Source organism: Youngiibacter fragilis 232.1 (genome assembly GCF_000495435.3).
Lineage (GTDB): Bacteria > Bacillota > Clostridia > Clostridiales > Clostridiaceae > Youngiibacter > Youngiibacter fragilis.
In genome coordinates this window covers 1-14,274 of sequence record NZ_AXUN02000185.1, presented here as the reverse complement: position 1 = coordinate 14,274, position 14,274 = coordinate 1, and the positions used below count along the sequence as shown (strand labels likewise).

13 protein-coding genes are annotated in these 14,274 nt (G+C 47.7%); 11 read left to right on the top strand and 2 right to left on the bottom strand.

Going from position 1 to position 14,274, the window contains the following annotated elements; genetic code table 11:
• Positions 1-64: 64 nt before the first annotated feature.
• The 10 genes from T472_RS12160 to purB all read left to right on the top strand — a co-directional run bounded on the left by T472_RS12160 (position 65) and on the right by purB (position 11,324).
• Complete coding sequence (locus tag T472_RS12160; protein ID WP_023386520.1) at positions 65-1,795, top strand: phospho-sugar mutase; 1,731 nt, start codon at positions 65-67, stop codon at positions 1,793-1,795.
• Between the two features lie 73 nt (positions 1,796-1,868).
• On the top strand, positions 1,869-2,942 hold the full coding sequence (locus T472_RS12155) for a tetratricopeptide repeat protein (protein WP_023386518.1): 1,074 nt from the start codon (positions 1,869-1,871) through the stop codon (positions 2,940-2,942).
• A 22-nt stretch (positions 2,943-2,964) separates the two neighbouring features.
• On the top strand, positions 2,965-3,888 hold the full coding sequence (locus tag T472_RS12150; protein ID WP_023386516.1) for an NAD-dependent epimerase/dehydratase family protein: 924 nt from the start codon (positions 2,965-2,967) through the stop codon (positions 3,886-3,888).
• Positions 3,889-4,019: 131 nt separating this feature from the next.
• Positions 4,020-5,075, top strand: a complete 1,056-nt coding sequence (gene recA / locus T472_RS12145) for a recombinase RecA (protein WP_023863618.1) — start codon at positions 4,020-4,022, stop codon at positions 5,073-5,075.
• Positions 5,076-5,320: 245 nt separating this feature from the next.
• Positions 5,321-6,862 (top strand): ribonuclease Y, encoded by a 1,542-nt coding sequence (gene rny / locus T472_RS12140; RefSeq protein ID WP_023383923.1) that lies wholly within the window; start codon positions 5,321-5,323, stop codon positions 6,860-6,862.
• Positions 6,863-6,967: 105 nt separating this feature from the next.
• Positions 6,968-7,798 carry a PHP domain-containing protein gene (locus T472_RS12135; RefSeq protein ID WP_023383924.1) on the top strand — a complete coding sequence of 277 codons (831 nt, stop codon included), beginning with the start codon at positions 6,968-6,970 and terminating at the stop codon, positions 7,796-7,798.
• 37 nt (positions 7,799-7,835) lie between these two features.
• Complete coding sequence (locus tag T472_RS12130; RefSeq protein ID WP_023383925.1) at positions 7,836-9,029, top strand: pyridoxal phosphate-dependent aminotransferase; 1,194 nt, start codon at positions 7,836-7,838, stop codon at positions 9,027-9,029.
• A gap of 16 nt (positions 9,030-9,045) precedes the next feature.
• Entirely contained in the window at positions 9,046-9,510 is a 465-nt protein-coding gene (locus tag T472_RS12125) for a PTS sugar transporter subunit IIA (protein WP_023383926.1), read from the top strand.
• A gap of 74 nt (positions 9,511-9,584) precedes the next feature.
• On the top strand, positions 9,585-9,845 hold the full coding sequence (locus T472_RS12120) for an HPr family phosphocarrier protein (RefSeq protein ID WP_023383927.1): 261 nt from the start codon (positions 9,585-9,587) through the stop codon (positions 9,843-9,845).
• Between the two features lie 48 nt (positions 9,846-9,893).
• A complete protein-coding gene (gene purB, locus T472_RS12115; RefSeq protein WP_023383928.1) occupies positions 9,894-11,324 on the top strand; it encodes an adenylosuccinate lyase in 1,431 nt (476 codons plus the stop codon).
• 122 nt (positions 11,325-11,446) lie between these two features.
• Here purB and T472_RS12110 read toward each other — a convergent pair whose 3' ends face one another.
• Complete coding sequence (locus T472_RS12110; RefSeq protein ID WP_023383929.1) at positions 11,447-12,640, bottom strand: helix-turn-helix domain-containing protein; 1,194 nt, start codon at positions 12,638-12,640, stop codon at positions 11,447-11,449.
• Between the two features lie 120 nt (positions 12,641-12,760).
• Positions 12,761-13,570, bottom strand: coding sequence for a MurR/RpiR family transcriptional regulator (locus T472_RS12105; protein ID WP_023383930.1), 810 nt, complete (start codon positions 13,568-13,570; stop codon positions 12,761-12,763).
• Positions 13,571-14,093: 523 nt separating this feature from the next.
• Here T472_RS12105 and T472_RS20020 point away from each other — a divergent pair.
• The coding region (locus T472_RS20020) for a helix-turn-helix domain-containing protein (protein WP_201781766.1) at positions 14,094-14,274 on the top strand (181 nt) is incomplete at its 3' end.

Sequence of the window (14,274 nt, the reverse complement as noted above, 5' to 3'; positions counted from 1 at the left end):
CATTCAACTCAATCTTATTATATAATATTAGATAAAGATATGATTATGTTTTAGGAGGTTTATCATGACCTATATGGAAAAGTACGAATCATGGCTTAAGGACGACAGCGTGCTCCCGGAATTCAAAGAGGAGCTGAAGGCGATTACTGATGAAAAGGAAATAGAGGACAGGTTTTACCAGGACCTGGAATTCGGTACTGCAGGACTCAGAGGAGTCTTAGGAGCCGGAACCAACAGGATGAACGAGCATACTGTCGGAAAAGCCACTGAGGGACTCGCAAGGTACATTGCAGAGACCTTCCCAGGTACGCCATCGTGTGCCATCGCGTATGACTCGAGGATCAAGTCTGACACCTTCGCAAAGACTGCTGCCCTCATTCTTGCAGCACACGGAGTAAAGGCCTGTCTATTTGAAAGCCTGAGGCCTGTGCCAATGCTTTCCTATGCTGTAAGGTACCTTAATGCAGATGCAGGCATAGTGATAACTGCATCCCACAATCCGAAGCAATACAACGGCTACAAGGTATACGGAGCTTATGGCGGGCAGCTTACTGACGAGGCAGCCGACATAGTCCTTTCAAAGATCGGGGAAGTGGCTTCCTTTGGTGACGTGAAATCAATGAGTGAGGACGAGGCCATTGAAAAGGGTCTTCTAGTCTACATTGGCGAGGAGGTCGACAAATCCTACATAGACTCGATAAAGACAGTCACTGTAAAGAAGGACCTCGTAAAGGAAAGCGCATCTGAGCTCCAGATAATATACACGCCTCTTCATGGCTCAGGCAATGTCCCTGTAAGAAGGGTCCTTGGAGAACTTGGCTATACCAGCGTCCACATAGTGAAAGAACAGGAGGCTCCGGACGGGAACTTCCCGACAGCCCCTTACCCTAACCCTGAGAACCCTGCGGTATTCACACTGGCTCTGGAGATGGCAAAGGAAGTCAAGCCTGACATCATTTTTGGAACAGACCCTGACTGTGACAGGATAGGCGTTGTTGTAACTGAAAAGGACGGCGGAAGCAGAGTCCTTACAGGCAACCAGACCGGAATGCTGCTTACCTACTATCTCCTGAACGCATTGAAGGAAGAGGGAAGGCTTCCTGCCAACGGTGTTGTAATAAAGACCATTGTGTCCACTGAGAGCGTAAGGAAGATAGCTGCATCATATGGTGTAGAACTCATGGATGTCCTCACAGGTTTCAAGTATATCGGAGAAAAGATCGAGGAGTTCAAGGCCACCAAAGAAAAGACCTTCATATTCGGCTTCGAGGAATCCTTTGGCTACCTTGCCGGGGACTTCGTAAGGGACAAGGATGCTGTCGTTGCTTCCATGCTTGTATGTGAAATGGCTCTTTACTACAAGAAGAAGGGCATGACCCTCTATGATGCGCTGATTGAGGTTTACGAGAAGTACGGCTACTTCAACGAAGCCATAGTCTCCTTTACCCTGGAGGGCAAGGACGGTCAGGACAAGATCAGGAAATGCATCGAGTACATGAGGGACACTACCCTCACAGAGGTTGACGGAGTCAGGACTCTCTCCAAGGAAGACTATAAGCTCAGAGAGAAGACCGACCTTCTGACAGGCAGGAAGGAAGAGATAACACTTCCATCTTCCAACGTAATAAAGTATACTCTTGAAGATGATTCCTGGTTCGTTGTCAGGCCATCCGGAACAGAGCCCAAGATGAAGGCCTATGTGGCAGTCACAGGGAAGGACCTTGATGATTCCAGGAACAAGCTAGAAGCCTTCAAGAAGGCAGTAGTCGATGCCGTCAACAAGGGCTTCGAATAAACAGAACGGTTTAATAATTAAAGATTTGAACGATGGCATACCATCTTTGGTATGCCATCGTTCTGGAGGTAATATGGATTTTAGGCTAGGACTGAAGGAGAAGCTTTCAAAGCTCATTTTCCTTGAACTCAAGAAGGATTTCGCTGCCAAGGCATTCAAGGCTGACGGCCTGGCTGACATCGAAGGCGAGGTGTATGTCCCTTTGTCGCCTGACTACATCGCAAAGAACCTGGAAAGGGACATGGTCAGGAATCTTCCTGTCGGAGAGTTCGTCAAGGGTATGTACTACTGCCTTGGAGCGGACAGAGGATTCAGATATAAGGAAGCCTACAGGCTCATGCTGGAGAACATAGGGATGGAAGGCCTGGTCAAGAGCCTTGTTGCCCGACTGATAAAGGATGGGAGGAAGGATGAAGCTATCGTGTATCTCCTTGGCCTTTATGAGGTCCACAGGGATAAGGACGTGGCTGTCAACACTCTGGCTCTTCTCGAAGAGATGTCCATCGATGACAGGAGCTATCTCGATGGCTTCCTCGCTTTGGCTGAAGAGGTGGCTAAGGATGGACTCCTTGATGCCAAGCTGTTCCTTGGCTCTGCGCTAAGGATGAAGGGTGACTTCCCGAAGGCGCTTGTCGTCCTCAGGGACTACATTGCGTCCGGAGGCGAGGAGACTGAAGAGCTTTCGTCTGAGCTTGAGAGGATAGGCAGGAAGGCACTCCTTGAAGAGTCGGAAGCTATCCTTTATGATGACCCTGCAAGGTTTTTGGATATGATCCTGCCAGTCCTCCCTTCGGAGTCTGACAATCCAAAGCTTTTGCTCCAGGTTGCAATAGCCTGCAGGAACCTGAAGAATCACGACAAGGCTGTCTATTACCTGAACGAAGCACTGGCTCTGGACGACGGTTACGCTGATGTCATCAATGAGCTTGGAATAAACTATGCTGCCATGGGAGACTTCGAGACCGCGGTTTCCTATTTCAGGCCTCTCTTTGACAGGACCATGACAATTGAGGTTCTTACGAACCTCATCATGTGCTACGTCAACCTCGGGGACATGGAATCTGCCATGAAGCATATAGCAATAGGGGAAAAAATCGCTCCTGATGATGATGTCCTGTCGGACATCAAGAAGTACCTGAAGGGCTAAATACACGCTGAAAGGACTAAATATGAAGATAATGATTACAGGAGGAGCTGGATTCATAGGCTCCCACATTGCCGACCTGCTTGTTTCTGAAGGACATGATGTGGCGGTCATTGACAGCCTGGTCCATGGAAAGCTTGAGAACCTTAACGAAAATGTCAGATTCTACGAATATGACATAAGGGACAGGGGAATAATGACCGCATTCGAGGAATTCAGGCCTGAAGTGCTTATACACGAGGCTGCGCAGATAAAGGTCCCGAACTCGATAAAGGATCCTCTTTATGACGCTGAAGTGAACATACTCGGAACCCTCAACCTTCTTGAGTGCTGCAGGGAATTCAAGGTAAGGAAGGTGATATATCCTGCAACCGCGGCCATGTTCTCGGACCCGCAGTATCTTCCGATAGACGAGAAGCATCCGCTCAGCATGATGAGCGGCTATGGGGTATCAAAGCATACTGTCGAGCATTACCTTGAGGTCTATTCCAGACTCTATGGAATAAGCTATACCGTGCTGCGCTACTCCAATGTCTACGGACCAAGACAGGATTCTACCGGTGAGGGCGGAGTAGTCGCCATCTTCTGTGAGAAGATGACTGAAGGTCTGGTTCCAGATATCTATGGGGATGGAAACCAGACAAGGGACTTCATCTACGTGAAGGACGTGGCAAAGGCAAACGCACTTGCACTTGATTCTCTGGACAACGAGATCTACAACTGCTGTACGGGCACTGAGATATCAGTTATGGAACTTTATAACGAGATAGCCCATGACCTTGGTTTCAACGGACTTCCTGTATTCAGGGAGCCAAGGGAAGGCGACATATACAGGACGTACATGACATACAGGAAGCTTAACGATGCCATTGGCTGGGCCCCCAGCTGGAACCTCTCAGGAGGAATAAGGGAGACCCTCGATTACTACAGGAGCAGAAAAAACAACTGATATCGTGCAAGAATTGTGTGGATGATTGCATAATGTATATGCGTGCATTGTTGACAGCACCATTAGGGTGCCTTATAATAAAAATGAACTAATGTTCGACACTCGTCGACTTAGATAGGAGGAATGAATAATTGGCAAACATTAATCCCGATAAACTGAAGGCCCTTGAAGCAGCAGTCAGCCAGATAGAGAAGCAATTCGGCAAGGGCTCTGTCATGAAGCTCGGCGAAGAAGCCAACCACAGCCTTGAATCGATACCCACAGGATGCCTTGACCTGGATATCGCCCTCGGAATTGGCGGAATACCCAAGGGAAGGATAATTGAGATATACGGACCTGAATCTTCAGGTAAGACCACTGTATCCCTCCATGTCATAGCGGAGGCCCAGAAGCTGGGCGGTGCGGCGGCATTCATTGACGCTGAGCATGCCCTGGACCCTCAGTATGCGAAGGTCCTTGGAGTCGATATTGACAACCTGCTGGTCTCTCAGCCTGACACAGGCGAGCAGGCACTGGAAATCGCAGAAGCACTGGTAAGGTCAAACGCCATAGACCTCATAGTTGTCGACTCTGTAGCGGCTCTCGTACCAAGGGCGGAAATCGAAGGCGAGATGGGAGACAGCCATGTAGGACTTCAGGCAAGGCTCATGTCTCAGGCCCTTAGAAAACTTGCAGGTACGGTTAACAAGACAAAATGCTCCATAATATTCATAAACCAGCTCAGGGAGAAGGTCGGTGTCATGTTCGGAAGCCCTGAGGTAACACCTGGAGGAAGGGCCCTGAAGTTCTATGCCTCAGTGAGGATGGACATAAGGAGGATAGATTCGATCAAATCCGGCGACAGCGTCACAGGAAACAGGACGAGGATCAAGGTCATTAAGAACAAGGTCGCACCTCCCTTCAAACAGGCTGAATTCGACATCATGTACAACGGTGGAATCTCCAGAGAGGGTACAGTACTCGATGTTGCAGTCAGGGAAGAGATTGTCCAGAAATCCGGAGCCTGGTTCTCATACAATGACGTCAGGCTTGGCCAGGGACGTGAAAATTCCAAGGCCTACCTCTCAGAGAACAAGGATGTGCTTCTAGAGATCGAGAACAAGATAAGGAGCAAATACAAGCTGCCTCTTGCAAAGTCTGATACAGCAGAAGCAGCTCCGTCTGCACCGGAAAAGAAAAGCAAATAGAGTCCAAACCCGGATCGAAAGATCCGGATTTTTAACTATCTGGCCATTGCAATGGGAACGGATGTTTTGGAAATAAGATATCATGCAGCACCGCTTTTGTTTGACACTTTTCGTTGTGTAGGATACAATTGATTTATATTGGTTTATCATTTATCACAGTGAGAAAATATGCACTTTCAAGCTTTCATCCTTGGCTTAATAGGATGATAAAAAAGCAAGGAGGTGTTATGATGCGCCCAGAACAAATGGCGATACTGGTAACAGGTCTTTTGACTGCAGCGGTCGTCGGAGCCATCATATTATATTTAGCAAAGACAAAGCTGAAAACCGCTAAGGATATCCTTAGCAACGCGGAAAAGCAGGGTGTAGCAATCGTTGAGGACTCCAGAAAGGCGGCGGAAGCCATCAGGAAGGAAGCAGTCCTTGAAGCGAAGGATGAAGTCCACAGGTTGAGGAACGACCTCGACAAGGAACTCCGCGAGAGAAGAACCGAAGTACAGAGACTCGAGAGAAGAACCATCCAGAAAGAAGAGACACTGGACAAGAAGACAGAACAGCTTGAGAAGAAGGAAGAGGCACTGGTCAAGAAGATGCAGGATGCTGCAGACAAGGAGACCAGAGCTGAAGAACTTATAGCCGAGAGAAGGCAGGAGCTCGAAAGGGTAGCCGGACTTACTCAGGACGATGCCAAGAAGTTGCTTCTTGATGAAGTGAGAGGCGAGATCGAACACGAGACAGCTCAGATGATCAAGGACATTGAGGCAAGGGCAAAGGAAGATGCCGACAAGAAGGCAAGGGAGATAATAACCACATCGATCCAGAGGTGTGCGGCGGACCATGTGTCCGAGACGACAGTACATGTAGTTGCACTTCCAAACGATGAGATGAAGGGTAGGATCATAGGCCGTGAAGGCAGAAACATAAGGACCCTTGAAACACTGACCGGCGTTGACCTCATCATTGATGACACGCCTGAGGCAGTTATCCTGTCAAGCTTCGACCCGATCAGAAGAGAGATTGCGAAGCTGTCGCTTGAAAAGCTTATCGTGGACGGCAGGATACATCCTGCAAGAATCGAAGAGATGGTTGAGAAATCGAAGAAAGAAGTGGAGAACGAAATCAAGGAAGAAGGAGAACAGGCTTCCTTCGAGGTAGGTATCCACGGAATCCATCCTGAAATACTGAAGCTGCTCGGGCGGCTCAAGTTCAGGACAAGCTATGGCCAGAATGTGCTTAAGCACTCCATCGAAGTCGCAAACCTCGCAGGCCTGATGGCAAGCGAACTTGGACTTGACGCCACCTTGGCCAAGAGGGCGGGCTTGCTCCACGACATCGGAAAGGCTGTAGACCATGAGGTTGAAGGACCTCACGCCGTTATAGGCGCTGACCTGGCTAAAAAATTCCATGAATCCGCGCTGGTAGTGAATGCCATCGGAGCACACCACGGTGATTTCGAAATGCAGTCCATGGAAGCTGTACTTGTACAGGCTGCTGATGCCATATCAGCGGCAAGACCAGGTGCCAGAAGGGAAACCCTCGAGAACTACATCAAGAGGCTTACCAAGCTGGAGGAGATTGCAAACTCCTACGAAGGTGTCGACAAGTCATATGCGATCCAGGCAGGAAGAGAAATCCGTATCATTGTAAAGCCGGATGTCGTCGACGATGCAGGTGCTATGAGCCTGGCAAGGAATATTGTAAAGCGAATTGAGAGCGAGCTTGAATATCCTGGTCAGATAAAGATCAATGTCATCAGGGAGACACGTTCAGTGGACTACGCAAAATAACCCGTGAAGGAGGTGCAGAGCATCTCCTTCATTTTGTTTCTGTCAATTGTTCTAAAATGGCGCTCTTGATGATATATTATTATTAGAGTTGCCAGAGGTGGTTTTATGCTGAATGATCTTCACATCCATACGACATATTCTGATGGTGCATTCACACCGGACGAGATTATTGAAGCTGCAATCGAAAAGGAAATCAGATGTATCTCCATTACCGACCATGATACGCTGAATGCCTATGGCAATTTCACTCCAAGGAGTGAAATTACCATCATACCGGGAGTGGAGATCTCAGCTTACTACAAGGGAATGGAGATACATATCCTGTCTTACTTCCACGACCCATTTGACAGTGAGCTCAGAAAGCTTCTCGAAAAGGTCAAGGTCGACAGGGTTGAGAGGTACCGGAAGATCCTTGGGAATCTCAGGGCTTTGGGGCTTGATCTGCCCACGGACGCCCCTCCTTTGGACTCATACGGAAGAGCCCACATAGCCAAGCTTCTCCTGAGCGGCGGGCACGTCAGGACCTTCAGGGAAGCCTTCTCGCTTTATCTGGATGTTGACAAGCTTGCTTATGAAAAAAGGTTCAAGATCGATGCAAGGGATGCTGTCAAGCTGCTTTCAGCAGCGGGAGGAACCCCGTGCATAGCTCATCCAGGTGAAAAGCTGCTCACCATGCATTTCGAGGACCTGCTCCTTGACCTTAAGCCCTGCGGGCTGCAGGGACTTGAGGTATACCACCCGTCACACACCAGAGAGCAGATGAGCAGGCTATACAGCCTCGGCAGGAAGTACCAGCTGGCTATCACCGGCGGCAGTGACTTCCACGGCAGAAAAGGTGCTCCCATGGACCTTCTTGGGAAATATGGGGTAAATGAGATGCTTTTAAAGAAGCTCACTCAATGCAGCACCAGAAGACTCAGGAAGCCAAACAGATGAAAACACATCCTATCATAACAACACTAGGAGGAGTAAAATGCAGTATTCGACAAAAGCACAAAGCCTTACACCGTCACTCACCCTTGCAATAACCGCCAAGGCGAAGGAACTCAAGGACAAGGGACTTGATGTGGTTGGCTTCGGTGCGGGTGAACCGGACTTCAACACCCCGCAGAACATAATAGACGCGGCAACAAAGGCAATGAACGAGGGGAAGACTAAATATACCCCTGCATCAGGAATAAACGAGCTTAAGGATGCTGTGGCAGAAAAGCTCCTTGCTGAGAACGGCCTTAAATATGCCAGGGAGCAGGTCATAATCTCAACCGGAGGAAAGCAGTGTCTGGCAAATGCTTTCGAGGCTCTCCTGAATGAAGGTGACGAGGTCCTTATAGCGACACCATACTGGGTAAGCTATCCTGACCTTGTGACCCTGTCCGGAGGAAAGAGTGTTTTCCTCGATACAAAAGAGGAGAACAGCTACAAGATAACGGTCGAAGTCCTCGAGGCGCAGGCTACCGCTAGGTCCAAGGTCCTTGTCATCAACAGCCCCAACAATCCTACGGGCACCATATATACAAGGGAAGAACTTGCAGAGATAGCTGAATTCTGCAGAAAAAGGGATATTTTCATAATCTCTGATGAGATGTATGAAAAGCTCATCTATGGAGATGAGAAGCATGTATCCATAGCATCCCTTTCTGACGACGCCTATTCGAGGACCCTGGTAGTAGGAGGCTTCTCGAAGTCCTATGCCATGACGGGCTGGAGGCTTGGTTATGCAGCGGGTCCGAAGGAGCTGGTGAAGCTCATGGGCAGCATACAGAGCCACACCACCTCAAACCCTACGAGCTTCGTGCAGTACGCAGCTGTTGAGGCACTTAAGGGAAGTCAGGACTCGATATCGAAAATGAACGCTGAATTCGCAAAAAGAAGGGACTACATGGTCGAGAGGACCATGGGAATAGAAGGACTTTCCTGCATTTATCCCAAGGGTGCGTTCTATGTGATGATGGATGTCAGGAAGCTTATGGGAAAGACCTACAAGGGCAAGACAGTGAAGGATTCCCTGGATTTCTCTGCATTCCTCCTTGAGGATTACCTTGTAGCGGTGGTGCCGGGAGTGGCATTCGGGCTTGAAGGGTTCGTAAGGCTTTCTTATGCGACATCAATGGCTAACATTGGAAAGGGCTTCGACAGGATATCCGAGTTCGTGTCCCTCTTTGAATGATATGGGAGTGAAGGCTATGAGACCAGACCTTGAGCTATACATGCCTGTCGCGGGAAAAGTGATTCCCCTTGAGGATGTCAACGGGCTCCTTGCCGAGGACATGGTAGGTGGAATGGGTGCCGGGATAATACCCAGCGGAGACATATTCTACTCTCCTGTTTCCGGTAAGGTGGTAATGGTGGCGGAGAATCTCAATTCTGTTGCCATAGCGACAAAATCCGGAATCACTATACTCATACATGCAGGAATAGATACCGCCAAGCTTGGCGGCAGAGGGTTCTGTGTATATGTCAGAGAGGGTGACAGTGTCACTGCAGGCGACAAGCTCCTCTACATGGACAGGGAGTACGTCGAGTCAAGGGCCAAAATTACCACTCCTCTGATCATCACTACCCCTGAGATGGTTGGTAATGTCGAAACGGATTATTATGTAAACGATGCCTTTGTCAAATTCATGGAAATTTTTTTAGCAAAGGATTGACTATTGAGAAAAGAACAAAACATGTTATAATGAATTTGTTAATGTTTCAGAATAATGTATATGAGGTGAACTATATGGTTTCAAAAGAAGTATTTGTAAAAAACCCAACCGGTCTTCACGCAAGACCAGCAACCCTCCTTGTAAAGAAGGCTTCATCATTCAAGTCTGATGTAAGCGTTGAATACAATGGAAAGAAGGCTAACGTAAAGAGCCTTATCGGAGTCCTTTCTCTTGGAGTAACAAAGGGAGCTAACATAGTAGTGTTTGCAAACGGCGAAGACGAAGAGCTTGCAGTAGAAGAAGTATCTAAGCTTATCGCTACACTGGAAGAATAGGATATAAAACCCTGGAAACAGGGTTTTTTAAATTTTACGGAGGATAATATGAGAGATACCTATGAGACCCCATTGAACAGGAGATATGCTTCCAAGGAAATGAGCTATGTATTTTCTGACCTTAAGAAGTTCAGGACATGGAGAGAGCTTTGGATCGCACTTGCAGAGGTCGAGATGGAGCTTGGGCTTCCAATAACTGCCGACCAGATAGAAGAGCTCAGAAGCTTCAAGGATGACATCAACTTCAAGGAAGCCGAGGAGAGGGAAAAGAGCGTCAGGCACGATGTAATGAGCCACGTCTACGCATACGGTCTGCAGGCTGTCGGAGCAAAAGGAATAATACATCTCGGAGCCACCTCCTGCTACGTCGGCGACAATACCGACCTCATAATCATGAGGGAGGCTATGCAGATAATAAGGGCAAAGCTAGTCCATACTATCAGAAACCTCAAGGAGTTCTCACTGAAGTACAAGGACCTTCCTACACTCGGCTTCACCCACCTCCAGCCGGCTCAGCTCACCACCGTGGGCAAGAGGGCTTCAATGTGGATGCAGGACCTGGTACTTGACCTGGAGCAGCTTGACTTCGCCATTGAATCACTTAGGTTCAGGGGAGTCAAGGGAACCACGGGAACACAGGCAAGCTTCATGAGCCTCTTCGACAATGACGAGGAGAAGGTAATGCTCCTTGACCAGAAGGTATCAGATAAGTTCGGCTTCAGCAAGGTTTTCAGGATCACCGGACAGACCTACACGAGGAAGGTCGACTCAATGATACTGAACACTTTAAGCGAGATCGCACAGAGCGCATACAAGTTCAGCAACGATCTGAGGCTGCTGCAGAACATGAAGGAAATCGAGGAGCCATTCGAGAAGAACCAGATAGGATCCTCAGCAATGGCCTACAAGAGGAACCCCATGAGGAGCGAAAGGATCAGCGCACTCGCAAGGTATGTCATCGTAGATGCGTTGAACCCTGCAATCACCGCATCGACCCAGTGGTTCGAGAGGACCCTTGATGACTCGGCAAACAAGAGGATATCAATATCAGAGGCTTTCCTTGCACTTGACGGTGTCCTCAACCTGTATATCAACATAACCTCGGGCATGGTCGTCTATGAAAAGATGATAACCTCACACGTCATGAATGAACTTCCCTTCATGGCAACAGAGAACATCATCATGGAAGGCGTCAAGAGAGGCGGGGACAGGCAGGAGCTGCATGAACTCATAAGAGGCCACTCCATGGAGGCTTCAAAGAGAGTCAAGCAGGAAGGCCTGGACAACGACCTTCTGGCAAGGATCGGAAACGACCCTTCATTCAGGCTTGGCAAGGATGAGCTCAAGGACATAATGGACCCTGTCAACTACATCGGCAGGGCACCGGGTCAGGTAGTTGACTTCATAAAGAATGAGGTTGATCCGATACTTGAGAAGTATGCCGATGAATCAGCACAGGAATCCGAAATAACCGTATAATTTCAAACCAATACAAAGCCATCCGCAGACTAAGACCTGCGGATGGCTATTTATTTTCCTTCAGTTCCAGTAATCCAGAGGATCATAAAGGGAACCTAAATCTGATACCTTTGGATGATGTTTCAATTGGATTGTCCGAAGGGTATTTCTATTTCTTCTGTCCTCTCGTTTCCATGGTTGTCGATTATGACTGCAACAGCCCTCAGGCCCTTGCCCCCATAGAGGATATCAGCATCCAAAGCGATAGGGTCGGTGTAGAGGTTCGCCTCAGTAATCTCTCCGGAAAGGTCTGTGAACGCCTCGCTGACAGGCAGCGATGCTTCCATAAGGAAAGCTGTGTCGTTGTACAGCATTACCTTTCCTGACACAGGCCAGTTCGATATCTTCCTTCCCTGATCTCCTCGGGAGAAAGCAGGGAACACCTTCAGCATTATCTGGCCTGATATGCTTGATTTTCCATTCCTTACCCTGGTGGTTCCTTCGAATCTCAATTCAGTCTTCATGACATACTGGGACTTGAGGTCCCTGATTATTTCCAGGAATTGGGGCTCAGAAACAGTTCCTTCCCTGAATACCACTGAAAGCCTTATTTCATCGCTTAGCGGCAGCTGGACCTCACACGCGAACAAATATCCTGTCGATTGCTCTCCCTTCACGGATATGGGCTCACTGCCCGGAGTTGCAGCAATGAATTCTGCAGTCATGCCTTCCTTATGTACCTTTGGAGATGCAGCAAGCTTCAGGGTTACTGTCCCTTCCTTCTCGTTGAATTCGCTTACCATGACAGAGTAATCCGAAAGGTTTGTGTTCCCGGTCTTCAGCTTGTCTTCAAGGGCATCAGCAATGCTGCCGGGCTGGCTGATTATAAGGCTGTTCAGGAGGTCGACCCTGCTGTTAAGTTCAGCGTTCCTTGTAGATTGTGCTGCCATTTCCGACTTCATCAAATCGATGCTTTTTGAGAACAGAAGATATAGTGAAAGCATTGAAATCGCTGTGACAGCAATTGCCACTGCTCCGATTGTCCTGTTCCGCCTTGCTGTCCTCTCGTTGGCTTCATTCTGCTCTGTGAATAGCCTTACGAGCTGTGGGTCTATCTCCGAACCCTTGGCCTCATTTTCCGGACCATCCCCGAAGAGGCTGCCAATTGATACATCAAATGCCTTTGCCAAAGCTATTATGTTCACCATTGTTGGCTGGGCTGCATCCGACTCCCATTTTGATACCGCCTGCCTGGACACACCAAGCATCTCTGCAAGGTCTTCCTGGGAGAGGCCTGATTCTTTTCTTAGCTTCTGTATGTTTTCCCCGATCACCATATTCAATCCCTCCTAAGCTGCATGGTACCATCTGTCCTTATTTTCCTCCACCAATCAAGGCTTCCAAACAGTCAACTGCGGGTTGCAGTTCAAAAAAAGGAGCCTTTCGGCCCCGTTTGGTCAGCTTTTCCTGCTTCCTATATACTTTTCGGTGTACTTAAGGAATATGTAGTCCAGGACATAGAGTGAAGCGTACCTTATGGAAAGGTTCATTACCGACATCCCTGTGTTGCCTGTAAGCTTCAGGTAAACATCAACCTTGTCGAAGAAATCCCTGTAATCAAGCTGGGAGATGAATATGATCTTACACTTCGATGATTTTATCTTTTCAGCTATGATCCTGTTTCCGGTTATGAATTTGCCTGATGGGCTGAATATTATTGCCAGGCAATCCTTATCGAAGGTATCCAAGAGCTCCATTTGCTTCTGGATATCCAGGAATGCATTGATGAACTTGCCTTTTGCCAGGAAATTTATCTCCATGTCCTGAGCGTATGCCTGTGAAAGGTGTGTTCCGAAAATACCAACTGTCTCAGTATCATGGATCATGTCGACTATCCTGTTGATGAGCGATTCATCCATGTTGTTCATGCTGTCCAGGTCACTGATGATCTTGTTGTACAGCATTTCCTTGAGTGTTGCATCCTCGCCGAACTCAGCCCTAAGGTCATGTATGAAGTCCCTCTGCCTGTAACTCCGTATGGTGGCAGCAAGAGTCTCCTTGAACTCACCGAAGCTCTCGTAGCCAAGCTTCCTGCAGAACCTTGAGATTGCGGAAGGTGACGTATAGCACTTGTCAGCAAGCTGGTTTATTGTGAGCTTTCCCACCACATTGAGGTTCTTTAGGATATTTATGGCGATGTTGTAGTCAACATCGTTATTCTTGTTTGTGCTTATGAATACTATGAGCCTGAAAAGAATATCTCCCATTTTATCGCCTCCGGCCAATTCCTATACGTTTATTATATATCATGCCCAAGGTTATTCATAATGCTATTGTCCGTTTTTTTGACCAACACTTAACGAAAGTGGCTGCAACGTTACAAATATGGTTCAAAGGAATATAATGTAGTCAGAAACGATCAGGGAGTTGATGAAAAAGCTTGCGCAAACTCGTGACTTCAGTCGTGAGTTAGCAAGCGAAGTGAATAAATAGGCAGTACTTAAGACATTAGCATATATCATGTAATGATTACCACAAAATACCTTGACCAGTAGTTTTCATTATACAAATGTTATAGGGACCTGAGGTATTCTTATGTCTAAAATATATTATGGATGCGGATATGTCCATACAATCCAGAATCATTTGGGCTGACTCGTAATGAACTAACATGATATCGGATAAGAAAGACGGATAAAAATGTGAAGGATTTGTTAAATCTGATTGCTGATGACAAAGCTTTGTATATTTTGGATATGGGAACGCATAATGATTATGTGTATCTGCAGAGTGAAAACACCGAGGAGCAGATCCGCAGGTACATACAGAGTTAGAAAAAGAAATGAGACAGTTCAAGCTTTTATAATGGTGGAGGTGAGTGCATTGCTGCAGCATAAGGCCTATGAATACCGTATCTACCCAGATAAGAAACAGGAAACGCTGATTGCAAAGACGATAGGCAGTTCAAGGT

Coding starts and splice junctions, on each gene's coding strand:
- T472_RS12160 (WP_023386520.1), top strand. CDS start 65: ATGACCTATATGGAAAAGTACGAATCATGGCTTAAGGACGACAGCGTG.
- T472_RS12155 (WP_023386518.1), top strand. CDS start 1,869: ATGGATTTTAGGCTAGGACTGAAGGAGAAGCTTTCAAAGCTCATTTTC.
- T472_RS12150 (WP_023386516.1), top strand. CDS start 2,965: ATGAAGATAATGATTACAGGAGGAGCTGGATTCATAGGCTCCCACATT.
- rny (WP_023383923.1), top strand. CDS start 5,321: ATGGCGATACTGGTAACAGGTCTTTTGACTGCAGCGGTCGTCGGAGCC.
- T472_RS12135 (WP_023383924.1), top strand. CDS start 6,968: ATGCTGAATGATCTTCACATCCATACGACATATTCTGATGGTGCATTC.
- T472_RS12130 (WP_023383925.1), top strand. CDS start 7,836: ATGCAGTATTCGACAAAAGCACAAAGCCTTACACCGTCACTCACCCTT.
- T472_RS12125 (WP_023383926.1), top strand. CDS start 9,046: ATGAGACCAGACCTTGAGCTATACATGCCTGTCGCGGGAAAAGTGATT.
- T472_RS12120 (WP_023383927.1), top strand. CDS start 9,585: ATGGTTTCAAAAGAAGTATTTGTAAAAAACCCAACCGGTCTTCACGCA.
- purB (WP_023383928.1), top strand. CDS start 9,894: ATGAGAGATACCTATGAGACCCCATTGAACAGGAGATATGCTTCCAAG.
- T472_RS12110 (WP_023383929.1), bottom strand. CDS start 12,640: ATGGTGATCGGGGAAAACATACAGAAGCTAAGAAAAGAATCAGGCCTC.
- T472_RS12105 (WP_023383930.1), bottom strand. CDS start 13,570: ATGGGAGATATTCTTTTCAGGCTCATAGTATTCATAAGCACAAACAAG.